General features: G+C 72.3%; 22 protein-coding genes. 18 read left to right on the forward strand and 4 right to left on the reverse strand.

Annotation, left to right across the window (positions count from 1 at the left end; translation table 11 throughout):
• Positions 1-215: 215 nt before the first annotated feature.
• Positions 216-1,112: a BGTF surface domain-containing protein gene (locus tag B9H04_RS13165; RefSeq protein ID WP_249025100.1), complete on the forward strand. Its 897-nt coding sequence runs from the start codon at positions 216-218 to the stop codon at positions 1,110-1,112.
• A 13-nt stretch (positions 1,113-1,125) separates the two neighbouring features.
• Here the strand turns inward: B9H04_RS13165 and B9H04_RS13170 are convergent, their stop codons facing one another.
• Positions 1,126-1,395, reverse strand: a complete 270-nt coding sequence (locus B9H04_RS13170) for a DUF7533 family protein (protein ID WP_049931745.1) — start codon at positions 1,393-1,395, stop codon at positions 1,126-1,128.
• 117 nt (positions 1,396-1,512) lie between these two features.
• Between B9H04_RS13170 and B9H04_RS13175 the strand changes: the two genes are divergently transcribed.
• A complete protein-coding gene (locus B9H04_RS13175) occupies positions 1,513-2,136 on the forward strand; it encodes a riboflavin synthase (RefSeq protein WP_049931743.1) in 624 nt (207 codons plus the stop codon).
• Positions 2,137-2,161: 25 nt separating this feature from the next.
• Here the strand turns inward: B9H04_RS13175 and B9H04_RS13180 are convergent, their stop codons facing one another.
• Together B9H04_RS13180 and B9H04_RS13185 are read right to left on the reverse strand one after the other, a co-directional pair.
• A complete protein-coding gene (locus B9H04_RS13180) occupies positions 2,162-2,866 on the reverse strand; it encodes a phosphoglycerol geranylgeranyltransferase (RefSeq protein WP_085682780.1) in 705 nt (234 codons plus the stop codon).
• A gap of 90 nt (positions 2,867-2,956) precedes the next feature.
• Positions 2,957-4,036: a tubulin/FtsZ family protein gene (locus tag B9H04_RS13185; protein ID WP_049931740.1), complete on the reverse strand. Its 1,080-nt coding sequence runs from the start codon at positions 4,034-4,036 to the stop codon at positions 2,957-2,959.
• A gap of 74 nt (positions 4,037-4,110) precedes the next feature.
• Here B9H04_RS13185 and B9H04_RS13190 point away from each other — a divergent pair, with 74 nt between their 5' ends.
• The 12 genes from B9H04_RS13190 to B9H04_RS19460 all read left to right on the forward strand — a co-directional run bounded on the left by B9H04_RS13190 (position 4,111) and on the right by B9H04_RS19460 (position 16,957).
• Positions 4,111-4,680, forward strand: coding sequence for a DUF7310 family coiled-coil domain-containing protein (locus B9H04_RS13190; protein ID WP_049931738.1), 570 nt, complete (start codon positions 4,111-4,113; stop codon positions 4,678-4,680).
• A 7-nt stretch (positions 4,681-4,687) separates the two neighbouring features.
• On the forward strand, positions 4,688-5,152 hold the full coding sequence (locus B9H04_RS13195) for a DUF7311 family protein (RefSeq protein ID WP_049931736.1): 465 nt from the start codon (positions 4,688-4,690) through the stop codon (positions 5,150-5,152).
• A 143-nt stretch (positions 5,153-5,295) separates the two neighbouring features.
• Positions 5,296-7,314 carry an ATPase, T2SS/T4P/T4SS family gene (locus tag B9H04_RS13200; RefSeq protein WP_085682781.1) on the forward strand — a complete coding sequence of 673 codons (2,019 nt, stop codon included), beginning with the start codon at positions 5,296-5,298 and terminating at the stop codon, positions 7,312-7,314.
• Positions 7,311-9,134, forward strand: a complete 1,824-nt coding sequence (locus B9H04_RS13205; RefSeq protein ID WP_085682782.1) for a type II secretion system protein — start codon at positions 7,311-7,313, stop codon at positions 9,132-9,134. The genes B9H04_RS13200 and B9H04_RS13205 overlap by 4 nt, the downstream gene beginning before the upstream one ends.
• 85 nt (positions 9,135-9,219) lie before the next feature.
• Positions 9,220-9,720: a DUF7283 family protein gene (locus B9H04_RS13210; RefSeq protein WP_085682783.1), complete on the forward strand. Its 501-nt coding sequence runs from the start codon at positions 9,220-9,222 to the stop codon at positions 9,718-9,720.
• 6 nt (positions 9,721-9,726) lie between these two features.
• Positions 9,727-10,191, forward strand: coding sequence for a DUF7285 family protein (locus tag B9H04_RS13215; RefSeq protein WP_049931732.1), 465 nt, complete (start codon positions 9,727-9,729; stop codon positions 10,189-10,191).
• A complete protein-coding gene (locus B9H04_RS13220; protein WP_049931731.1) occupies positions 10,182-10,790 on the forward strand; it encodes a DUF7284 family protein in 609 nt (202 codons plus the stop codon). The genes B9H04_RS13215 and B9H04_RS13220 overlap by 10 nt, the downstream gene beginning before the upstream one ends.
• The gene (locus B9H04_RS13225; protein WP_049931729.1) at positions 10,784-14,005 is read left to right on the forward strand and encodes a DUF7286 family protein; all 3,222 of its coding nucleotides are present in this window, start codon (positions 10,784-10,786) and stop codon (positions 14,003-14,005) included. The genes B9H04_RS13220 and B9H04_RS13225 overlap by 7 nt, the downstream gene beginning before the upstream one ends.
• 83 nt (positions 14,006-14,088) lie before the next feature.
• Complete coding sequence (locus tag B9H04_RS13230) at positions 14,089-14,541, forward strand: DUF5791 family protein (RefSeq protein WP_049931727.1); 453 nt, start codon at positions 14,089-14,091, stop codon at positions 14,539-14,541.
• Positions 14,538-15,440 carry an NAD-dependent epimerase/dehydratase family protein gene (locus B9H04_RS13235; protein ID WP_049931726.1) on the forward strand — a complete coding sequence of 301 codons (903 nt, stop codon included), beginning with the start codon at positions 14,538-14,540 and terminating at the stop codon, positions 15,438-15,440. Before B9H04_RS13230 ends, B9H04_RS13235 begins: the two co-directional genes overlap by 4 nt.
• A 123-nt stretch (positions 15,441-15,563) precedes the next feature.
• The gene (locus B9H04_RS13240; RefSeq protein ID WP_049931724.1) at positions 15,564-16,736 is read left to right on the forward strand and encodes a DHH family phosphoesterase; all 1,173 of its coding nucleotides are present in this window, start codon (positions 15,564-15,566) and stop codon (positions 16,734-16,736) included.
• Positions 16,737-16,825: 89 nt separating this feature from the next.
• Positions 16,826-16,957, forward strand: a complete 132-nt coding sequence (locus B9H04_RS19460; RefSeq protein ID WP_254921855.1) for a hypothetical protein — start codon at positions 16,826-16,828, stop codon at positions 16,955-16,957.
• A 72-nt stretch (positions 16,958-17,029) separates the two neighbouring features.
• Here B9H04_RS19460 and pan1 read toward each other — a convergent pair whose 3' ends face one another.
• Positions 17,030-18,244: a proteasome-activating nucleotidase Pan1 gene (gene pan1 / locus B9H04_RS13245; protein ID WP_049931723.1), complete on the reverse strand. Its 1,215-nt coding sequence runs from the start codon at positions 18,242-18,244 to the stop codon at positions 17,030-17,032.
• A 193-nt stretch (positions 18,245-18,437) separates the two neighbouring features.
• Between pan1 and B9H04_RS13250 the strand changes: the two genes are divergently transcribed.
• From B9H04_RS13250 to rad50, 4 genes are all read left to right on the forward strand, one after another.
• Entirely contained in the window at positions 18,438-18,701 is a 264-nt protein-coding gene (locus tag B9H04_RS13250; RefSeq protein ID WP_049931722.1) for a MarR family transcriptional regulator, read from the forward strand.
• Between the two features lie 86 nt (positions 18,702-18,787).
• Positions 18,788-19,204 (forward strand): hypothetical protein, encoded by a 417-nt coding sequence (locus tag B9H04_RS13255; protein WP_049931721.1) that lies wholly within the window; start codon positions 18,788-18,790, stop codon positions 19,202-19,204.
• On the forward strand, positions 19,201-20,520 hold the full coding sequence (gene mre11 / locus B9H04_RS13260) for a DNA double-strand break repair protein Mre11 (protein ID WP_049931720.1): 1,320 nt from the start codon (positions 19,201-19,203) through the stop codon (positions 20,518-20,520). The genes B9H04_RS13255 and mre11 overlap by 4 nt, the downstream gene beginning before the upstream one ends.
• Positions 20,517-23,204 carry a DNA double-strand break repair ATPase Rad50 gene (gene rad50 / locus B9H04_RS13265; RefSeq protein WP_049931719.1) on the forward strand — a complete coding sequence of 896 codons (2,688 nt, stop codon included), beginning with the start codon at positions 20,517-20,519 and terminating at the stop codon, positions 23,202-23,204. The genes mre11 and rad50 overlap by 4 nt, the downstream gene beginning before the upstream one ends.
• Positions 23,205-23,470 lie beyond the last annotated feature (266 nt).

Below are 23,470 nucleotides of genomic sequence, written 5' to 3' on the forward strand. Positions count from 1 at the left end.
TGGCGGAGCATCCGTTCGGCATCGCGCCGCGCGAGCGAGAGTGAGCGGCGGGTAGCTACGACCGGTCTTTGCGCTATCGGCGCGCCTTTTGAGACTCCCGCCGAAGCCCGATACGCATGCGATCCGAGCCCTCCGTCGGATCCGGCGCCACCGCCGGGTCCGAATCGGTCTGGCGTATCGCGAGGCGTAGATGTTCGACGGCGGTGGCGGTTCTCGTGGCCGCGACGGCGCTCGTCGGGGTCGTCGTCGCCGGGAGCGGCGTCGCGGCCGCCGACGGAACCGCCGAACTCGGCGCGGGCGTCGTCACCGTAAGCGAGGACGGGAGCGCCGAGTTCACCGTCGAGACCGACGGCGTCGACGCGTTCGAGGTCGTCGTCGGCAACGAGGAGGAGGTCGGATACGAACTCCGCGCCACGGTGACGCCGGACGGCGACGGCGTCACGACGCTCGTCTTCACCCACGCCGAAACCGGCGGGAGCGGCGCCCCGCTGACCGCCGCCGACGGCGGCGCGGTGGAGATCGACTACGAGACGACCCTGAGCGAGGCGATCGCTCCCGGAAGCTACGACGCGGAACTGTTCGTCGGCGGCGACCCCGCGGACGTCGCCACGCTCGTCGTCGAAGACCGAACGGGCGACGAAAGCGGGGGCGACGGAAGCGGCGGGGACGGCGCGACCGACGGCGAGTCGGCCGAGGCCGTCACGGTCACCGAGGCGGACATCGAGGCGGCCGATCTCGTCGTCGCCCCGGCGGAGACCGAGCTGAGCGTTCCGGTGACCGCCGAGGACGGCGAGACCGTGACCCTCCGGATCCGCTCTGACGGCGACGCGAGCCCGAGCTGCCTCATGACCGAAGCGGCGACGGTCGAGAACGGGACGGCTAGCGCGGCCTTCGATCTGCGTCGGACGACCCACGGAGACCGCGCGACGCTGACCGTCCGCGGGAACGAGGCGGTCAACGAGTCGAGCGCGCGCGAGGTGCTCGTCGTCGACGAGGAGATCGGCGTCGAGGAACGCGACGGCGTCCTCGGCCTCGAAGCGCCCGGGTTCGGGGTCGTCGCCGGCGGGCTCGCTGTGCTCGTCGTCGCGATCGTTGCCCGGCGGCGGGAGTGAGAGCCGGGCCGAGTCACTTTTCGACCGAATCGCCCTCGGAGCCGGCGGCGTCGTCGTCTCCACGAAGCTGTCGCGGTAACAGTCCCGAGAGCAGCCGTCGGAGTATGGTGGCGGGGTCGAGGAAGTACTGCGGGAGGACGACCATCGCGGCGGCGACGACGAGCAGGCCGGCGCCGAGCGCGACCTCGCCGGCGAACAGGCGGACGACGGCGTAGTTCGCGAGCGGGAGCGCGAAGACGAGCGACGCCGCCAGCCCGATCATGTCCAGCACTCCGAGTCGCATCGACCCTCCGTTGATCCCCGGGGGGCAAAAGGGGCCCGGCCGCGACGACGGGCGGTCGAACTCCCAGATCCCGGCCGGACCCAGAACCGATATCCGTCGCCCGCCCCCAGTTCCGGTATGTTCACCGGCATCGTCGAGGGCACCGGTACGGTCCGCGAGCGGACCGAGACCGACGACGGCCTCCGACTTCGGATCGGCGTCGACGGATTCGACGACCTCCACCACGGCCAGTCGATAAGCGTGAGCGGCGTCTGTCTGACCGTCGAGGAGCACGGGAGCGACGACGGCGGCACGACCGACGGCGGCGACTGGTTCTCGGTGTTCCTCGCGAGCGAGACGGTCGCGAAGACGTACCTCGGCGGGATCGAGGCGGAGGACGCCGTCAACGTCGAGCGCGCGATGCCCGCCGACGGGCGGTTCGACGGCCACGTGGTCCAAGGACACGTCGACACCGTCGCCGAGGTGACGGGAATCGAGCGCGTCGGAGAAGACTGGCGGTTCACGTTCGCGACTCCGGAGGGACACGGCGACTACCTCGTCGACAAGGGGTCCGTGACGCTCGACGGCATCTCGCTGACGGTCGCCGAGAAGCGCGCGGGCGAGTTCGACGTGGCGGTCATCCCGACGACCTACGACCTGACGACGCTCTCGGAGAAGTCGGTCGGCGACCCGGTGCACCTGGAGGTGGACGTGATCGCGAAGTACGTCGAGAACATGCTGGACGGGTACGCGGCCGACTAACTGGCGACGGACCGACCCGTCCCCCTCAGTCCCCTGCGTCCTTCGCGCCCTTCACCGTCTCGCGGACGGCGTCGACGCCCTCGTCGTGGAGCAGGTCGCCGACGACGATCACGTCGCTGTGAGCGGCCATCTCGTTGGCCGACTCGTAGTCGTGGATGCCGCCGCCGTAAAAGAGCGTGGCGTCGTCTAAGGCGTCGTGAGCGGCCGCGACCTTCTCCGTGTCGCCGAACGTGCCCGAGTACTCGACGTAGACGATCTCCTGGCCGAACATGCGCTCCGCGACCTTCGCGTAGGCCGCCACGTCGTCGGCGCCGAGGTCGCAGTCGGCCTCCGTCAGCTGGGCGACCGACGCCTCCGGGTTCAACACGATGTACGCCTCGGTGTGGGTCCGGGTCCAGTCGAGGTCGTCGATCCGGACCCACTCCTTGTGGGCGCCGGTTATCCAGAAGGGGCCGCCAGCGTTGAAGACGGTCGGGATCAGGTAGCCGTCGAGCGCCGGCGAGTCGATCACGACTCCCGGATTCGACGGCTCCTGGTACAGCGGCACGTCGTACTCCGCGGCGGCGTCGACCACGCGGGTCATCTTCTCCGCGGTGACGTCGAGGGTCCCACCGATCTCGATCGCGTCCGTCCCGGTCCGGCAGACGTCCTCGAAGGTCTCGCCCGCCCGGAGGTCCTTGTCGGGGTCGACCTTCAGCACGTGGTCCCAGTCGTCCCACGGGTTAGTCATCGGCCGAGACTCCACCGGGCGAGAACAAAAAGGTGCGGAAGCTATCCCGCCCCGGAGCCCCGAGCCGCGCCGCGCGGGAGGGCGGGGGCCTCACAGCAGGTCGTCGATCTCGTCGTTCTCGAACGCGGCCGCCGGGTCGGGCTTCTCCTCGCGCTCGTCGCGGACCGCCTGCCGAGCGCGCTCCAAGAACGCCTCGACGCGCTGCGAGCGCTCGACCCCCGCGAGGAGGACCAAGGCGGCGATCCGGTCGGAGTCGAGCGGGAAGTCGCCGCCGCGGACCTGCATCGACCCCGTCTCCTCCTGAAGCCACTTCCGCGCCTTCTCCGCGCCCTTCCGGGAGATCCGGTCCGGGTCGCCGGCGACCGCGACGAGGGCGGCGTCGGCGTCGGTGGCGCTCGGCAGCGACAGCCCGGTCATCACCGAACTCCGGACCGCGCTCGTCACGGTGTTGACGTTCTCTTGCGGGTCCTCGGCGGCGGGCGCCGACGCGAACCCGACCGCGGCCATCCCGCCCGCCCGGAGCGTGTTGATCACCTCGCTCGTGTCGACGACGGACTCGGCGACGCCCTCGACCGCCTCGCCGGCGGCGAGGACGAGCCCGATCCGCTTCGCCATCGAGGCGTTGATCGCCTCGTAGCCGCCCTCGACGGACTCGCCCGCCGAGCGCCACGCGTCGTTGTCGAGCAGGATCGTCGCGTCTGACTCGCGGACCAGCGTCTTGAGCGACCGGCCGGCGTTCACCTGATACATCGTCCCCTCGTCGCGACCGGGGAGGACGCCGATGGCGTACACAGGTACGTCGTACACCCGGTTCAGCTCGCGGACGAGGACCGGCGCGCCGCCGGAGCCCGTCCCGCCGCCGAGGCCGGCCACGACGAAGACCGCCTCGGCCTCCGCGGTGACCTTCGGGGCGAGCGCGTCCAACACCTCGACCGCGTCTTCGTCCATCACTTCGGCGCCGAGTTCGTTGTCGCCGCCGACGCCGTGACCGTTGACGCGCGACTGCCCGACGAGGACCGTTTCGAGCGGGAGGGGGTCGAGGTCGGCCGCGGCGGTGTTGACAGCGATCGCGTCGAGGACCGCGCCGTAGCCGGCGTCGGCGTCGAACTCCGCGAGGGCGGTCGTGAGCTTGCCGCCCGCCTGTCCGACGCCGAGGAGGACTGCTTTCATGCCCAGACGTACCGGTTCCCCCGATAATATCCTTTCCCCGACGTTTAAGAGTGAGACCGTGGGCAACAGGCCGCATGACCGATCACGCGCGGGGCGCGGAGCCGACGGACGCGGAAACGGACGCGACGCCGACGGGAGCGGACGGACCGGACGACCGGATCAAGTCTCGGCTCCGCGCCGTCGAGCGCGCGGTGACCGGGAGCGAGGCGCGGCCGGTCGACGCCGCCGCGGACGCGGAGGCGACGGCCGAGCGCGAGCGACTCGAGTCGCGGCTCGACGACCTCGAGGAGCGCGTCGCGGAGTTGGAGGCGGCGACGCAGGCGGTCCGCGGCTACGCCGGAGCGATCCGGGCCGTCAACCGCGAGGTCGAGCGCCGGGCCGACCTCGCGCTCGCGAGAGCGACCGAGGCCGGGCGGGAGAACGAGCGGAGCGGCGGCAGTGTCGGCCGCGAGAGCAGCGCGAGCGACGGGCAGCGGACCGACGACACCGTTCCGTCGGAGGGCGCCCTCGACGCCGCCCTGCTGGACGATCGCTCGCGGTCCGGACCGCGTACCGGCGGCAGCGGAACCGACGAGGCCGCCGGGGACGGCGACGGCGGGGCGTGGGCGACGGACGCGCTCGACCGCCTCCGGGAGTCGCTGTGAGCGAGCCGTGATCCGCGTGGCCCTCACCGTCCTCGTGGCAGTCGCGCTGCTGACGGCGTCGATGCCCGCGGTCGAGACGGCCCGGACCGCGACGACGGCGGACCGGATCGGCGCCGAGGCGGACCGTCTGGAGCGGGCGATCGGCAGCGTAGTCGCCGGATCGTCGCCCGTAGACGACCCCGCCCTGGCGGCGCAGGCGACGGTGCGTTTCCGGGTCCCGACTGGGTTCGCCGCGGCGGAGGTCGACCGCGTCGCGCTCGTCGAGCCGCCGGACAGGCCGGGCGGCGTCGTGCTCGCGTACCGCGTCGAGGACCGGCCGAAGCGCACGGTCCGCGTCGGAACGGGACCGGTGGAGGTGACTGTCGATCTCGGCGGCGGACCGATCGAACTTCGCCCGGGCGGGACGAACCGCATTCGGCTCCGGTACGTCGACGACGAGGGGCCGACGGTCCGGATCAACCGAGCGGGGTAGACGGGGGCGGAGGGACGCGACGGCGCGGGACAGAATAGATTACGACAGGGCAGACCGGGACGACGCGGATCGTTTCGAGACGCGGCGGAACGGAACGGCGGGACGGCCGACGACTTATATATCAAACCGCGGGCACGCCCGTCATGAACCTCGGTATCACCGATCAACTCGCCGACGGGGCCGGCGAGACGCCGCTCCGAGCGCTCCCGTGGGTCGACGAGGACCGCGACGAGTGTCGGTGCGAGCCGGCGTTTCGCGAGCCCGTGGGAACTGGCGTCGAGGACAGGGTTATACTCGACGTCGACGCCGGCGCGTGTCCCGGACGCGGCGACCTCGCCGCGAGCGCCGACTGTCTCGCGACCGTCGTGGAGGCGCTCGGCGACCGCGACGCCGACGTGATCAGGACACGACACCGCGGCCGCGAGCGGTCGTACGCCGACCGCGCGGCCGACCTCCTGACCGCCGTCGGACGGTTCCGCGAGCGGGTCGGGTTCCGTGAGGAGCGGCTCGCCGAACGAGTCCTCCGCGACCCGCTCGGCGCCGCGGTAGAGGCCGCCGGGCGGGCGGGCCCTACGAAGCGCATCGCGGCCGAAACGGGGCTGCTGTCGGCCGCGGAGGATCTCGGCGGCGGCGAGAACTGGCCCGAGAGCGACGGCGTTCTGAGCGATCGCCTGCGGGCCCACGTCGGTCCGACGGCCGCGACCGCACGAGTCGCGGCCTCGCCGCCGCCGGGTGCGACGCTGGTCGATCGCTGGACGGTGCCGACCGGGGCAACGGTCCGGCTCTACGACGGCGACGACTCCCTCAGGACGTACCACCTCACGCCGCCGACGGTCGCTCTGGACGCCGACGCCGTAGCGACGCTGGCCGCGGCGCGAGACCGGCTGCTCGACGACCCCCGCGGCGGCGACAGGGCCCCCGGACGAGCGGTGCGGGCGGCGGCGGAAGACGGCGACCCGGTCGCCGATCTGACGGAGATCCTGCGCCGACACACGCACGGCTACGGCGTGTTCGAACACGTCTTCGCCGACGAGAGGGTGAGCGACGCGACGGTGACGGCGCCGGTCGCGGAGAACCCGCTCCGCGTCGTGCTCGACGGGGAGCGGTGCCGGACGAACGTGCGGCTCCCCCCGGAAGGGGCCGCCACGCTCGCGTCGCGGCTCCGCCGGTCGAGCGGTCGGGCGTTCTCGCGGGCCACGCCGACGCTCGACGCGACGATCGAGTCCGAAACCGGTCGGGTCAGGGTCGCCGCGGTCACGGCCCCAGCCAGCGACGGGCTCTCGTTCACGTTCCGACGCGGGGATCCGGAGGCGTGGACGCTCGCGCGACTGGTGTCCGTCGACACCCTCACGCCCGCGGCGGCCGGGCTGTTGTCGGTGGCCGTCGAACGCGGGGTAGCGGGGCTTATCGCGGGCGGCCGGGCAGCCGGGAAGACGACCGCGCTCGGCTCACTGCTGTGGGAATTGCCCGCGGAAACGAGGGCGATCGCAATCGAGGACACGCCGGAACTCCCGGTAGACGCCCTCGCGGACGCCGGGCGAGACGCGCAGCGACTCTGCGTCGGTGACGGGGCCGAACTCGCCCCGGCGGACGCCGTTCGGACGGCGCTCCGGATGGGCGGCGGCGCGATAAGCGTCGGCGAGGTGCGCGGCGAGGAGGCGCAGGCGCTGTACGAGGCGATGCGTGTCGGTGCCGCCGGCGAGACGGTGCTGGGGACGATTCACGGCGAAGACCCGGCCGGGGTGGAGGAACGCGTCGTCACCGACCTCGGCGTCCCCCGCTCGTCGTTCGCCGCGACCGATCTGATCGCCGTGCTCGACGACCACCGCGTGGAGTCGATCGTCGAGGTCGGCGACCGCGACGGCGGCGTGAGCTTCGATCCGCTGTTCGAGCGGACCGAACGGGGACTCGTCGGCACGGGTCGGATCGACCGCGGTGAGAGTCGACTCGTCGAGGCGCTCGGGGGGACGAACGAATCGTACGCGGCGGTTCGGGAGGTCATCGATCGGCGGAGCGACCGGATCCGCGAGGCGGTTCGGGCGGGACGCGTTTCGCCGGCGCGGTACGTCAGGGGAGACGTATCCGGCGATCCGAGCGGAGACGTGGGAGCCCCGGCCGATCGACCACGCGAGGGAGGAGTGAAGCACGGAGGCGGCGCATGAACGAGGACCGGTCGAAACCGACCGAGCGATCGGCTCGTGTCGACGGAGAAGACGACGCGACCGCCTCGAAAGAACTGCGGCGGGCCGTCGCGTTTCTCGGCTGGGGCGTTTCCGCGGAGCGCGTCGTGGCGATCGGGTACCGGGCCGGCGTCGTCGTCGGGGCGGTTGTCGCCGCGGCCGCGGCGCTCGCTGCCGGCGCGGTCGTCGCCGCGCCGGCCGGACTGGCCGCCGCCGTCGGCGGCGTACACGCGGTCCACCGGGCGCCGGGGTGGCTCGCGTCGCTCCGGCGGACGCGGGCGCTGGGCGCGGCGCCGGGGCTCGTCGGGCGGCTCGTGTTGCGGATGCGGCTCGATCCCTCGACGGAGCGTGCGGTGCGGTTCGCCGGCCGGACGGGAGAGGGACCGTTGGCCGCGGCTCTCTCCCGCCACGAACGGGGCTGTGCGGACGGGCCGACGAGCGGCCTTCGAGCGTTCGCTCGCGAGTGGACTCCGTGGTTCCCGGCGATAGACCGCGCCGCCGCGCTGGTCCGGACCGCGGCGACCGCGCCGCCGGAGCGCCGCGGGCGGTGCCTCGACCGCGCCCTCGACGCGACGCTTTCGGGGACGACCGATCGGCTCGCGTCGTTCGTCGGCTCCGTCCGCGGGCCGGTCTCGGCGCTGTACGCGTTCGGCGTGCTGCTCCCGCTGGCACTCATCGCGCTCCTTCCCGCGGGCGCCGCCGCCGGCGTCGCGGTGGGTTCCGGACTCATCGCCGGCCTGTACCTGATCGCGCTTCCGGGCGGGCTGGTGGCCGCCTCGGCGTGGCTGCTCTCCCGTCGCCCGGTGGCGTTTCCGCCGCCGCAGATCGGCGGAGACCATCCCGACGTGCCGGACCGACGCGGCCACGCGTTGGTCGTCGGCTGCGCCCTCGGTGCGGCCGCGGCCGCCGTCGCCGCGCGAGTCGTCGCGCCGTGGGCGTGGCCGGTCGCGGGGGTCGGCGTCGGAGTCGGGAGCGCGCTGTTCGTCCTCGCGCGACCCCGCCGCGCGGTGCTGTCCGAGGTCCGAGGCGTCGAGCGGGGGCTGCCGGACGCGATGACCGTGATCGGCGGAGACGTGGCGGAGGGGGTCGCGGTCGAGACCGCGGTCGCGAACGCCGGCGAGCGGCTCGACGGCGCGACCGGCGAGGTGTTCGAGCGCGCCGGTCGGCGGAGCGACACGCTGCGTGTCGGCGTCCGCGAGGCGTTTCTCGGACAGGGCGGGCCGGCCGCGGACGTGCCGTCGTCCCGGGTTCGCGGGGCGATCGCGCTGCTCTCCGTCGCCGCGCGGGAGGGGCGTCCCGCCGGCGACGTCCTGTTGGAGCTCGCCGACCAGCTGGAGTCACTACGGGAACTCGAACGCGACGCGCGCCGCCAGCTCGCGACCGTGACGGGGACGCTCTCGAACACCGCGGCGGTGTTCGCGCCGCTCGTGGGTGGAGCGACCGTCGCGCTCGCGACCGGGATCGACGCCGCCGATGTCGGGAGCCTGGGAGCCGGAGCGGCAGCGGGCGCCGACGCGCTCGGCGGAGGCGGACTGGGCGCGGAGAGCGGAGTGGCCGCTGGCGGGAGCGGGGCGGCGAGCGACGGCGCGAGGACCGGCGGAACGGCTGCCCTGTCGGTGCCGGTGCTCGGACGGATCGTGGGGACGTACGTGCTGTTGCTCGCCGCCCTCCTCACCGGGCTGGCGACCGGACTGGAGCGCGGATTCGACCGGACGTTGGTGGCCTATCGGGTCGGGATCGCGCTGCCGACGGCGACGGCCACGTTCCTCGTCGCGTTCGCCGGCGCCGGACTCCTGTTCTGAGCCCGATCGGTGGGGCAGTCGGCCCTCGATCGACCGCGACGCTCGGGGCCGATCGTTTATGTATGAAAGCGCGGCCAGCCGCGCCATGTTCGAGACGCACCTCGACGCCACGTACGCGTGGCTCGGCTTGGCCGTCGTGAGCGTCGCGGCCGTCGGCGTGGCCGCCGCGTTCCCGGCGTCGCCGCCGCCGGACGCGGACGGCGTCGCGCGCACCGTCGATTCGGTCGCGGACGGGTCGTACCCGGCGACGGCGGAGCACGGTATCGCGGCGGACAGACTCCGGCTCGCGGAGGGATCCGTCTCGCTTAGAGACGAGCGAGCGACGGCGCGGGCGACGCTCGATGCCCCGCGGATCACCCCGGTCGTCCGACCGACAGCGGGGGTGACGCCGGGCGCGGCGACGGACGCCCGGCTTCGGCGCGTCCTCGACGGCGCCCCTCCGGACGCAGCGTTCGACGATCCGGCGTCGTTCGCGGCGGCCGCCGAGCGTGCGCGAGCGGCGGACGCGAGGTGGACGACCGCACCGAGGCGGATAACGGTCCGGCGCGTACACTACGGTGACGTCCGGGTCACGCTGGTCGGGTGATCTCGCGTGTCGCGTGACTCCACGGAATCCGGCGCGTCGGCGACTCGGAACGGGCCGAGCGCGGCGTTCCCGACCGCCGACCGTGCCGCCGTTGAGCCGATCGCCGCGCTCGTCGCGGTGGTGGTCGTCGGACTCGCGTTGGGGCTATACGCCGGCGCCTTCGCGGACGCGGCGCCGGACGACCGTCGGTCGGCCGCGAAGTCGGCACTGGACCGGGTCGAGGGGAGGGTCACCGTCGGCGGCGTCCTCGACCCGGACCGGATGCGGCGGGTCGAAGCGCCGGGGACCGCGATCGCGATCGAACTGGAGGCGGACGGCGAGCGGTGGTTGGCCGCGTCGGGGCCGGACGCGCCGGGACCGCCGGGAGTCCGGACCCCAGAAGCGGTCGCGGTCGCCGAGCGACGGGTGACGGTCCGCGTGGCGCCGGGCCGTAACGTCCGCGGAACGCTCCGGGCGGTGGTGTGGCGGTGACCAGCACCGTCCTCGACGTGACCGTGCTGCTGCTTTGCGTCTCCGCGAGCGTCGTCGCGCTCGGCGCGAGCGACGCCGGCGGCCCTGACGGCCCGACCGCGACCGACGCCGCCGACCGGCTCGTCACCGAGACCGAGACCGTGGCGTATCCCGACGAGGGCGCGCCGAACGACACCCGACGAATCCACGCGACGCGCGCGGAGTTGCTCGCGCTGGTCGCCGAACGAGTCGGTGACGGGGGCACGAAAACGGCGTTCGACCGCCGCGCGATCGACGCGGTTCACACCGGGATCGGTCCGCGGACGCGCGTCGACGTTGCCCTCGACGGGCCGACGCGGACGGCGGAGAGAGTGGGTGGGGTGCCGGAGCGATACCGGGCGCCTGGCGCGTTTCGAACGACCGAACCGGCGGCCGACTCGTCCGGATCGACCGCGGACGAGACCCGACGGGTGGTCGCCGTCGGACCGGAACCGCCGCGAGACGCCACCGTCGGGGTCGCGGTCGTCAGACAGCCGCTTCCGGCAGGAGTCGACGGCAGTGGGGAATCGGACCGACGCGGAGCGGGTGCTACGGTCCGGATCGTCGTTCGGAGGTGGTGAGCGTGAAGGGCAGCGACTCCGGTCGGGCGGGTTCCGGCCGACGGAGCCGGACGTTCGCGGTCGACGAGCGGGCGCGAGTCCCGTTCGCGCTGGTCGGCGTGCTACTGCTCGTGACGAGTTCGGCGTACGCCGCCGGACTCGCCGAGCAGGGGCTCGTCGGCGAGGACCGCCGCGTCGAACGCGCCGTCGAGCGAGTCGACGCCGACGCCACCGCCGCGCTCAGGAGCGCGGCCCGGGAGGCCGCCCACGAGGCGGCGGCGGAGCCGGTGACGCGGCCACCGAGTGGACCGGGAGCGGCGGCCAAGGCCGTCCGGGAGGGATCGGCCTTCGAGGACGCGTTCCGGATCCGACTCGCGGTCGCCGGATCGAAGGCGCTGGGTGCCGTCGAGAGCGACATCGGCACCGTGACGGCGACCGCGTCGCTACCGGCCGTCGAGTCGCCGAGCGACCTCGTCGCCGCGCGCGAGCGGGTCCGCGTCGAGCGGGTCGCCAACGGGACCGCGACGCGAGTGACGTTCGAGGGCGTCGCGACGACCGCGACCCGGAACGGGCGAACCGTCGTGAACCGGACGCGGTCCCGAACGGTCACGGTCGCGGTGCCGACGTTGGCCGCTCACGAGCGGACCGAGCGGTTCGAGCGCCGACTCAACCGCGGTCCGGTCGAGGGGCCCGGACTCGGGCGACAGGTCACGGCCAGCCTCTACGCGATGGCGTGGGCCCGGGGGTACGGGCAGTACGCCGGCGCACCGGTCGAGAACGTGGTCGCGAACCGCCACGTGGAGCTGTCGACGAACGCCGGGATCGTCCGCGTCCAGCGGGACGTGTTCGGAACGAGCGATCCCGACGCCCGCGGCGGCGTCGCGCGAGCGACCGCCCGGACCGGTGTGACCGACCTGCTGTCGCCGACCGGCGTCGACGAAGCCTCCTGGACGGACGCCGTCCTCGGAGCGCCGACGCCGACGGCGGAGACCGAGAGAGAGCGGACGGCCTCGGACGGGAACGCGGCGACGAGCGAGGACGCGGCGTTCGACTCGGCCACGGATCCGACGAGCGAGACGGCGTCGGTCGAGGTCGGGCACGCGGCCGACCGCGCCGCGACCCGCGTCCACGACGACCTCGAATCGATCGTGCGGGCGAGCCACCGAGTCGAGGCGACCCTAGAGACGGAGGCGACGCGGGTCGTCGAGGGCGGTCCCGTGAGCCCGGGTCGTCCCCGGTCGCAGCTCGGAGAGCCCTGGCGGCGGGTCGACACGTCGCGGACGGAGCGCGTCCGCGTCGCCGACGGGAGCGACCTCCGAACGGGAACCGACGGCGAGACGGTGTCGGCCGGCGAGTCGGTGTCGTTCGGCGGCGCGACTCGGGAGGTCGTCGTCGAGCGCGCAGCGACAGCGACGTGGGAGCGACGGGTCGTCGAACGGGGACCGAACGGAACGGTACAGGACGTGAGCGTCGACCGTGCCGTGACGAGCGACGAGGCGACGGACCGGTACCGCGTCCGCGTGTCGGTGACCGGGACGTACGCGCCGCGCGACCACGCCCCCGACGGGCCGACGGCGACGTTCGGCGCCGCCGACCGGGACGTTGCCGGGCCCGACCTCGCCGACACGCCGGCGGCCGCGAGGGCAGAGCTGAACGTCGAGACGGCGGGCGACGTCGATCGGCTGGCTCGCGACGCCGTCGAACGGGGCGACGAGAGGCGGTCGACGGTCGTGTACGGCGACCGATCGGGCGCCGACCTAGACCGGATCGCGGCGGACATCTCGACGCTGTCGGAGCGCGTCCGCGACCTGGAGACCGAGGCGTCGATGGCCGACGCCGCGGTCGGCGAGTCGACGCCGTACGGCGATCTCGCCGCGGCCGTGCGCGATCGACGCGACGCGCTACGCGACGCCCCGAGGCGGTACGACGGCGCGGTCGACCGGGGGCGCGTCGCCGCCCGCGTCGCGTATCTCGACGCCGTGATCGGGGAGCTCGAATCGGCGTCGGACGACAGGAAGGCGGCGTCTAACGGAGTTCTCGACCGCGTGAACGACGCGTTCGGTGGACCGCCCGTGGGCGAGGTGATCGCCAGCCGCGAGGCTGCACGCGACCCGGGGACCTACGCGGTCGGCGACGAGGGGCCCGCCGGCGCCGTCACGTTCGCTCCGGAGGGGTCGCCGGGGTATCTCCCGCGGACCGCGGTCGACGGCGAGCGCGTGGAAGGCGTCGACGGCACGACCACGAGGCCGCTCGCGGCTCGAAACGTGAACTACGCCACGCTCCCGTACAGCGACGTCTCCGGCGGGATCGCCGACCGGATTCTCGGCACCGACGACACGGTCCGTCTCGGCGTCGCCGGGCGATCGCTCCTCGCGGCCGACGAGGCCCTCGCGGCGGCCGACGACGACGACCTACGGGCCGACCGAAACGCGCTCGCCGGACGGGTTGACGCCTCGCTGGGACGCGTCGACGACGCGTTACAAGACCGGCTCGCGAAACGGACCGACCTCTCGCGCGAGCAGCGGAACGCGGTCGTAGAGAGCGTCGCGTCCGAGTACGATTCGCTCGGCGACAGGGCCGTCGCGGTCGGCGACGGCGAGTACCCGAACCGCGTCGCGAGCGAGGCGGCCCGGGTCGGGTCGCTGTCGAGGGCCGAACGGCTCGGCCTCGCGGCGCACCTCCGGGTGGAGACGCGGAAGGCGGCGGGACGGGACGCGGTCCGCGTCCCGGCTCGCTTCGTCGACGCGACGACGACGGCGTCCCGGACGATTCGTCGAGACAGAGTCGAGTCGAAGATCGAGTCCCGCGCCCGGAAGGCGGTCGCGTCGGTGCCGGACGAGCGGGTGCCGAAGCCCGTTCGGAGCGTCGGCGCGGGACTCCCCGTCGCGCCGGTCCCCGGGTACTGGGTGGCGACGGTCAACGCGTGGAACGTTCAGGTGCGCGGAGAGTACCCGCGCTTCGCGCTTCGTGCGAACGTCGGGACGCCCGACCGCCCGTTCGAGTACGTCCGGGAAGCCGACGAGGTCAGCGTCGATGTGAACGGCGAGTCGGTCGCGCTCGGCGCGACGGAGCCGGTCGCGTTCGAGACGCGGACGGTCGTCGTCGTCGCGGTCCCCGCCGGGCCGCCGGGCGTCGGCGACGTCGACGGGACGCGCGAGGAGACGTCCGGCGGCTGGCCGTGTCCGGGATCGCTGAGCGCGTCGCCCGGAGAGGGGGACGAGTGTACGGAGCATTGAGGGAGGGAGGGAGAACGCGGGCGGCGAAGCGCCGGGACGCGACCGACCGCAGGCGTTTTGCGACGGCGCGACCCAGAGGGAGTATGTTCCACGAGGTCGTTGACGACCGCGGAAGCGGGCCCGACGTCGACGCGGACGAACCGGCGGCGGCGGAGTTACTCGCGGCCTTCGAGACGCTGGTCACGGAGGCCGCGTCGGGCGTCGACGGCGACCGGCTCGTCGGCGAGGTCGGCCTGACGGAAGCGGACGCGAGCGCCGTCCGCGACGGGGACGTCGCGGCGCTCTCGCTCGCGGACGCGGCGGCCGTCCTCGCGGCGGCGGAGCCGGGGCGCGACACCGACGCGATAGTCGCGGAGGTGCGCGATCACCTCCTGATGGGGATGGCGACCGCCGTCCTCGACGTCGACGCGATCGCCGCGCGGATCGACGCCGACCTCACCGGGCAGGAGGTCCAACAGGCGCTGGAGGGGCGGACCAGATTAACTCTTGGCCAGCTCGCGGAGATACTCGCGGTCATCGAGCGTCGGAAGCCATGAGAGTCGTCGTCGTCGGCTGCGGCTACGTCGGGCTGGCGCTGGCGGAACAGCTCGACGCCCGCAGCCACGAGGTCGTTGGTGTCCGCCGGTCAAACGCCGGCCTCGACGCGGTCGACGCGGTCGGCTCCGGGGTCGAGGCCGTCCGGGCGGACGCGACCGATCCCGAGTCGCTCTCGGCGCTACCGGACGCGGACGCGGTCGTCTTCGCGGCCAGCTCCGGCGGCCGCGGTGCCGACGCGGCCCGGGAAGTGTACGTCGACGGCTTGGCGAACGTCGTCGACGAGTACGGCTCGCGGGCCGCGCCGCCGGACCGGCTCGTGTACACCTCCTCGACGGGCGTGTACGGTGACCACGACGGCGGGTGGGTCGACGAGGAGACGCCGGTCGACCCGACCACGGAGAAGACCCGCGTCCTCGCCGAGGCCGAGCGGATCGCGACGGAGCGCGCGGCCGACGCCGGGATCGACGGGACCGTCGTCCGGTTCGCGGGGCTGTACGGGCCGGAACGCTACCGGCTGGATCGGTACGTGGATGGCCCGGTGACGGCCGGTTACCTGAACATGGTCCACCGCGACGACGCCGCGGGATCGATTCGACATCTGCTGGAGACGGACCGCGCACGCGACCGCGTCGTCCTCGTCGTTGACGACGAGCCGGTCGGCAAGCACGTGTTCGCCGACTGGCTCGCGGACGCCTGCGGCGTCCGGCGCCCGGAGAAGCTGTCGAAGGACGAGCGGATCGCGGCGGGGAACCTCTCGGCGGCCGCGGAGCGCCGGATCCGAACCAGCAAGCGCTGTTCGAACGCGCTGCTCCGCGAGCTCGGCTACGAGTTCGCTCATCCCACGTTCCGGTCCGGCTACCGCGACGCGGTGCGAGCGTACCGGACGCGGACCGAGTAGCGCGTCTCGGACGGACGGCGGCCGGTTCGGCCCGTCGTCGTCCGACCGCGGTCGGTTCCGTCGGTTTCACTCCGTCAGAACGGTAACGAACCTTCATGTGTCGGGAGCGACTCGACACAACGCATGCGAGCGATGAGCGCGGTCGGCGACCGACTCTCGCAGGCGGAGGCAATGGTCCGGGAGAACCCGGAGATCGCCGTCGCCGGGGCGCTCATCGTCCTGATCGTCGTCGCCGTGGGGCTCGTCGTGCTCCGTGCCCGCCGGACGCCTGGAGTCAGGTTCCGCCGGCTGCTGGCCGACGAGGACGAGATAACGGTGTTGATGCACCCGAACCCGGACCCCGACGCGATGTCGGCCGCGGTCGGCGTGGCCTCGCTCGCCGATCAGGTGGACGTCGACGCAACCGTCCAGTACCCCGGTCAGATCCGTCATCAGGAGAACCGGGCGTTCCGGACGGTCCTCGACTTGGAACTGGAGCCGATCGAACACGTGAGCGACCTCGCGTCGGAATCGGTCGTCTTGGTCGACCACAACGAGCCGCGGGGGTTTGCCGGCGCCGACGGCGTGTTGCCGATGGCCGTCGTCGATCACCACCCCGGCGACGGCGCCGGTGGATCGTTCACCGACGTACGGACCGACTACGGCGCGAGCGCGTCGGTCGTCGCCGAGTACTTTCAGGACAACGACGCGGTCCCCGTCCCGCCGGACAAACACGCGAGCGAGACCGGGAGCGACCTGACGCTGTCGACGGACACGGCGACCGGGCTGTTGTACGGGATCTTGGCCGACACGAAACACCTCACCGTCGGTGCCAGCGAGCCCGACTTCGCGGCGGCCGCGTACCTCTATCCGGGCGTCGATCAGGACCGGCTCGACCGGATCGCGAACCCGGCGGTCGACGCGGAGGTGCTGGAGGTGAAGGCCCGGGCGATCGCCGGCCGTCGCATCGAGGGGTCGTTCGCGGTCGCGGACGTCGGCGGCGTGAACAACGTGGACGCGATCCCGCAGGCCGCGGACGAACTCATCCAGCTGGAAGGAGTCAGCGCGGTCGTGGTGATCGGCGAGCGAGACAAGACCGTCCACCTCTCGGGACGCTCGCGGGACGACCGGGTCCACATGGGTAACGCGATAGCGGCCGTGCTGGACGACGTCGACAACGGGAACGGTGGGGGGCACTCCCGGATGGGCGGCGGTACGATCGAACCGGAGCTCGACCCCACCGGGGAGGAGCCGAAGACCGTCGACCGCGACGCCCTCGCCGACGGGCTGTTCCGGGCGATGGCCGGGGACGTGTGACCGCGATCGACGCGGCGGGCCGGCGGGGCGAGGCGTCCACGCCGGACGTGAGCGTGCGGATTTAAGTTCCGGGCGGCGATCCCTCCGCTATGTACATCGCTGACGCGCTCGACGACGGGTGGCTCGCGCTCGCCGGCGTCGGCGCCGGCTACGGTATCGCGGTCGGACTGGTGTTCCTGCTGGTCTTCGTCGTCCCGTACCTAGCCGTCACGGCGCTGTAGCGGGGCGCTTTCGTCAACGCCCGAGGGGTGAAAACGGCGATCGGCGGGTCTCGATCTGTGGTCGTCCGGGTCTCAGGCGAACGCCAGCGAGTCGTCGGCGTTCGTCTCCTCGTCCTGCCGGAGCTTCTCGTGGGCCTCGAGGAAGTCGTCGAGCGTGACCTCCGTGCGGTCGTCGCGGATAGCGAACATCCCGGCCTCAGTACAGATCGCCTTGATGTCGGCGCCGGAGGCGTCCGGTGTCAGCTCGGCGAGTTCCGCGAAGTCGACCCCGTCGGCGAGGTTCATGTTGCGGGTGTGGATCTGGAAGATGATCTCGCGGCCCTCGGTCTCCGGCTTGGGAACCTCGATGAGCCGGTCGAAGCGGCCGGGACGGAGGATCGCGGGGTCGAGCATGTCGAAGCGGTTGGTGGCGGCGATGATGCGGACCTCGCCGCGCTCGTCGAAGCCGTCCATCTCGCTGAGTAGCTGCATCATCGTGCGCTGGACCTCGGCGTCGCCCGAAGTCTTCGAGTCCGTCCGCTTCGAGGCGATGGCGTCGATCTCGTCGATGAAGAGGACGGCGGGCTGGTTCTCGCGGGCGACCTCGAACAGGTCCCGGACCAGCTTCGCGCCCTCGCCGATGAACTTGTGTACCAGCTCGGAGCCGGCCATCTTGATGAACGTCGCGTCCGTCTCGTTGGCGACCGCCTTCGCGAGCATCGTCTTTCCGGTGCCCGGCGGGCCGTACAGCAGCACGCCGCTCGGGGGCGTGATGCCCACGTCCTCGAACATGTCGGGGTGTTCGAGGGGCATCTCGACCGTCTCGCGGACCTCCGTCATCTGGTCTTCGAGCCCGCCGATGTCGGCGTAGGTGACATCCGGGGAGTGTTCGACCTGCATCACGCGGGCGCGGACGTCGGTCTCCTTCTCCAGCTTCTTGACCACCGAAAGCGAGTTGTTGACCGCGACGCGGTCGTCGGGGTCGAGCTGCTCGCGCAGCTCGTCGGTGATCTCGGTGAGCGCCTCCTGGTTGTTCCCGTGCTGTTTGATCACGGCGCCGTCTGGCGTTATCTCTTGGACCGTCGCCACGAACAGCGGGGACTGCTTCAGCTTCTTGTTCTCGTGAGTGAGCCGCTCGAGCTTCTGCTGGTACTTGTTGTTCTCCGCGTTGGCGTCGAGGAGTTTGTCGCGCATCTCCTCGTTTTGCGACTCGAGGACGTCGAGCCGCTCCTGTAAGGAGTCGATCTTCTCTTGTTTCGACGCCGAGCCCTCGTAAGGCATGTCGACGTCGTCGACCGTATCGCTCATTGTGTTTATTAAAGGGTCTCGCGGATAAGAGGCTTCGGGTGGGGGCACGATGGCGGCCGTACCGCCGGCGAACCACCGAACGACGGCGGTCCGGGTCTACGCTGATTCGCAGGTTTGACTGGAGATGATTCTCAGTAGTAATCAAAATGGATAGTAAATATTATTATCCGGCATGCCAAGGATCGGTATACGAATGAGCACGACCGACGCCGTCACCGCCGACGACGGGACCGCGGACCGCTGGGCGGCCGTTCGCGACCTGCCGCCGAGCGCCAAGCTGGTCGCGAAGGTGTTAGACTACAACGACACGCTGACGCAGAGCGAACTGGCCGAGGAGACGCTGCTCCCGCCCCGGACGGTCCGGTACGCGCTGTCGCGGCTCGAGGAGGAGGACGTCGTCGACTCGCGGTTCTCCTTCACTGACGCCCGCAAGCGGCTGTACTCGCTGGGTATCTGAGCGCGGACCGCCCGATCCGCCGCCGACGCTGACGCCCGGACCGCCCGCGTGCGACGATTTATCGGCGATACCGCGGCAGTCGTCCCGTGGTCTCGACTACCGCCGTCAAGCGCGCGCTGGCCGCGCTCGCGACTCGAACCGACACCGCGAGACGTCCGTACGTCGCCGTGATCGACGAGGCGGACGCCGCGCGATCCGACCTCCGGCGCGCGGCCGGATTCGTCGACGCGATCGGGCTCGACGGGCTGGCGGAAGCGATTGACGCCGCGGACCGCGCGGACGACGACGCCGCCGTCGAGCGGGGGCGCGACGCGCTCGCCGCGTACCGGTCGTTCCGGCGGGCGGCGGCGGGCGACGCCCCCGGAAACGGCCGCGAGGCGAACGCCGGGAGCGACGCCGACCGAGACAGCATCGGCGACCGAGACGGCGGCGCCGAGCGCGATCACTTCCGCTCCGGCCCCGGAATCCCTAAGCCGGACACCGGCCAAGACGCGGACAGATGACACGGGTGATCCACACCGGCGACACCCACATCGGGTACTCGCAGTACCACTCGCCGGTCAGACGCCAGGACTTCCTCGACGCCTTCGAGGCCGTGGTCGACGACGCGGTCGACGGCGGCGTCGACGCGGTCGTCCACGCGGGCGACCTCTTCCACGACCGCCGGCCCGACCTCCAAGACCTGATGGGGACGATTTCCGTCCTCCGTCGGCTTGACGACGCCGGAATCCCCTTCCTCGCGGTCGTCGGTAACCACGAGTCGACGCGGGGCGGCCAGTGGCTCGATCTCTTCGAGCGGCTGGGGCTCGCCACCCGGCTCGGCGACGAGCCGGTCGTCGTGGGCGACACCGCCTTCTACGGCCTCGACCACGTCCCCGTCTCGCGGCGCGACGACCTCGACTACGCCTTCGCCGACCACGACGCCGACTACGCCGCCTTGGTCGCGCACGGTCTCTTCGAGCCGTTCGGCTACGCCGACTGGGACACCGAGACCGTGCTGACGGAGAGCGACGTCGCCTTCGACGCGATGCTCCTCGGCGACAACCACACCCCGGACACCGCCGAGGTCGCAGACACGTGGGTCACGTACCCCGGGTCGACGGAGCGCGCGAGCGCGAGCGAACGCGAGGGCCGCGGCTACAACCTCGTCGTCTTCGACGCCGACACGGCGGGCGGCGACGACCGCGTGGAGATCCGGCGCCGCGCGCTCGACACGCGCCCGTTCGTCTTCGTCTCCGTCGAACTGCGCGAGGGCGAGGGCGAGTCGCGGGTCCGCGAGCGCGTGCGCGAGTTCGACCTCGCGGAGGCGGTCGTCCACGTGGAGATCACCGGGGAGGGTGACCCGGTGACGCCGGCTGCCGTCGAGGAGTTCGCGACCGACGAGGGCGCGCTCATCGCGCGCGTCGTCGACCGACGCGAGGTCGACGCCGACGGCGAGGTGGACGTGAGCTTCGCCGACCCGGAGGACGCGGTCCGCGACCGACTCGACGAGAGGGCGCTCTCGACCGCCGCGCGCGACGTGGAGCGCGCGGTCCGCGAGGACACCGTCTCCGACGCGAACGTCCGCGAGACGGTGAAACGCAGGGTCGAGGAGCGGCTGGACGGAGACGGTGATCTCGACGCGTTCGACGCCGTCGAGGCCGGCGGCGACGGAGCCGAATCGGACGCCGACGGAGACGAATGGGACGGCGGCGGAGCCGAACCGAACGGCGACGCGTCGGAGCCGACGGAGCCGAACACCGAGCCGGAGGCCGCGGAGCCCGAGGACTCCGACCCGGCGTCGACGGATGGCCAAGTCTCCATGGAGGACTACCTGTGAAGTTCGACCGCGTCCGCCTCGCGAACTTCAAGCCGTACGGCGACGCCGACCTGCGGCTGACCGAGGGCGTCACCGTGATCCACGGGCTCAACGGCAGCGGGAAGTCGTCGCTGCTTGAGGCCTGCTTCTTCGCGCTGTACGGGTCGAAGGCGCTCGACGGGACCCTCGGAGACGTCATCACGAACGGCGAGGAGGAGACGGAGGTCGAACTGTGGTTCACCCACGACGGCGTCTCCTACCGGGTCGAGCGGCGACTCAAATCGTACGACGGTCGGATCGACCACAAGTGTACGCTCGAGTCGACCGACGGGAGCGACGTGGCCCGCGACGGCGCGCGCGCCGTCCGCGAGTTCGTCACCGAACTGCTGCGCATGGACGCCGAGGCGTTCGTCAACTGCGCGTACGTCCGGCAGGGCGAGGTGAACAAGCTGATCAACGCGACGCCCCGGGAGCGGCAGGACACGATCGACGACCTCCTCCAGCTCGGGAAGCTGGAGGAGTACCGCGAGCGCGCCGGTGACGCCCGGCTCGGCGTCGAGGACGTGCTGGAGAACCGCCGCGGGCGGCTCGACCAGCTCGACGAGCAGATCGCCGCGAAGGAGGACCGCGACCTCCACGCGCGGCTCAACGAGCTTGAGGGCGAGCTCGGCGACGTCACCGACGACATCGACCGGTACGAGGCCCAGCGGGAGCAGGCGAAGGAGACGCGCGACGCGGCCGCGGAGACGCTGGAGACCCACGCGGAAAAGCGGGAGGAGCTGGAGTCGGTCGAGGCCGAGATCGACGAGATCGAGGCCGCGATCCGCGAGGCCGAGCGCGATCGCGACGACCACCGCGACGCGATCGGCGAGGCCCGCGAGCGGATCGCCGAGGTCGAGGCCGCGATCGACGACCGACTCGACGACGCCGGCCTCGACGCACCGACCGAGGCGGCCGTCGCGAACCGGCGCGCGGAACTCGACGACCGTGAGGAATCGGTCCGCACGGACCTCGACGACGCGCGGGTGAACGCCGAGGGGCTGCGGAACCAAGCGACGAACCTCGCCGGGAAGGCCGACGACCGCACCGAGCGCGCGGAGGAGATCGAGTCCGAGGCCGACGACCTCGACGACGAGGCCGAGACGGCGGCGGAGGAGGCGGCGGAGCGCGAGTCGTCGATCGAGACGCTCCGCGAGGAGGCGGCGGAGCTCCGCGAACGGTTCGCGGCCGCCGACGTCGACCGCGACGGCGTCGCCGACGAGCGCGAGACGCTGCGCGACGAGCGGGGAGGAATCCGCGAGCGAATCGCCGAGCTGTCGGCGGAGCTGAAGAACGCCCGCGAGCGCGTCGAGGAGGCGGAGGCGCTGCTCGCGGCCGGGAAGTGCCCGGAGTGCGGCCAGTCGGTCGAGGACTCGCCGCACGCGAGCGGGATCGACGAGGATCGCGAGCGAGTGGCGGAGCTCGAATCCGAGCTGGAGGCCGCCCGCGAGCGCGAGGGCGACCTCGACGAGCAGGTCGCGGAGTTGGACGAGCTCGCGAGCGCGGCGGACAGACTCGACGAGATCGACGAGCGGATCGCGACCCTCGAAGAGCGCGCCGAGGAGAAGCGCGCGGCGGCGGAGCGGAAGCGCGAGCAGGCCGCGGAGAAACGCGAGCGCGCCGCCGAGCTCCGCGCTGAGGCCGAGGACACGCGTGAGGTCGCCGCGGAGAAGCGCGAGGAGGCGGAGGCCGCCGCGGCGCGCGTCGAGGAACTCGAAGCCGATCTGGAGGCGGTCGCGGACGCCCGTGAGGCGGTGACGGCGGTCGAGGAGCGCCTGTCGGCGATCGCGGACGCCGAAGACGAGATCGAGCGGCGCCGCGAGAAGCGCGAGAACCTGGCGGAGGTGAACGACGAGCGGCGCGACCGACTGGCGGACAAGCGCGAGCGGCGCGACGAGCTCGCCGACGCCGTCGACGAGTCCGCCGTCGAGACGGCGAAAGAGCGGAAGGAAGAGGCGGTGGAGTACCTCGAGAGGGTCGCCGGCGAGCTCGAGCGACTCGACGAGCGGAGAGAGGAGCTTCAGAACGCGATCGGCGGAGTGAAAGGCGAGCTCAGCGAGCTGGAGGCGCTCCGCGAGGAGCGCGAGGCGCTCGGCGATCGGGTGGACGCGCTCGAGACGCTCCACGAAGAGACGAGCGAGCTGGAGACGATGTACGGCGACCTGCGGGCGGAGCTCCGCCAGCGCAACGTCACCGAGCTGGAGCGCACGCTCAACGAGACGTTCGAGCTCGTCTACGGGAACGACGCCTACTCGCACATCGAGCTCGACGGCGAGTACGTCCTCACCGTCTACCAGAAGGACGGCGAGCCGCTCGACCCCGAGCAGCTCTCCGGCGGGGAGCGCGCCCTCTTCAACCTCTCGCTGCGCTGCGCGATCTACCGGCTGCTCTCGGAGGGGATCGAGGGCGCGGCGCCGACGCCGCCGCTCATCCTCGACGAGCCGACGGTGTTCCTCGACTCCGGGCACGTCTCGCGGCTCGTCCGGCTGGTCGAGGAGATGCGCGGGTTCGGCGTGCGCCAGATCGTCATCGTGAGCCACGACGACGAGCTGGTGGGCGCGGCCGACGAGCTGGTCACCGTCGAGAAGGACCCGCGCTCGAACCGCTCGACCGTCCGCCGGGAGGACGCGGCGGAACTCGACGTCGCGTCGCTCGCGGACGACTGAGCCACCGCTGCGCCGGTTAGTTTTATAAATATTGGACGACGGCAGGAACGACAGAAGTCCGGGACGACGCCGCCGCCGAGAGGGACGGCGGCGACGGCTCGCACCTCCACGTCGGCGCGTGCCTGCGAGCGGCCGCCGGTGGCGGCCGCGAGGAGCACGCGCGAGGGAGTCGGGCGCTCCGAGGGCGACCGAAGGGAGCCCGAAGGACGCGCCCGACGAGGCTGGGGAGGCGTGAGGCTGCGGTGCGGTCGCGGTCGGGTGGGGCT

Source organism: Halorubrum ezzemoulense DSM 17463 (genome assembly GCF_002114285.1).
GTDB classification, from domain to species: Archaea; Halobacteriota; Halobacteria; order Halobacteriales; family Haloferacaceae; genus Halorubrum; species Halorubrum ezzemoulense.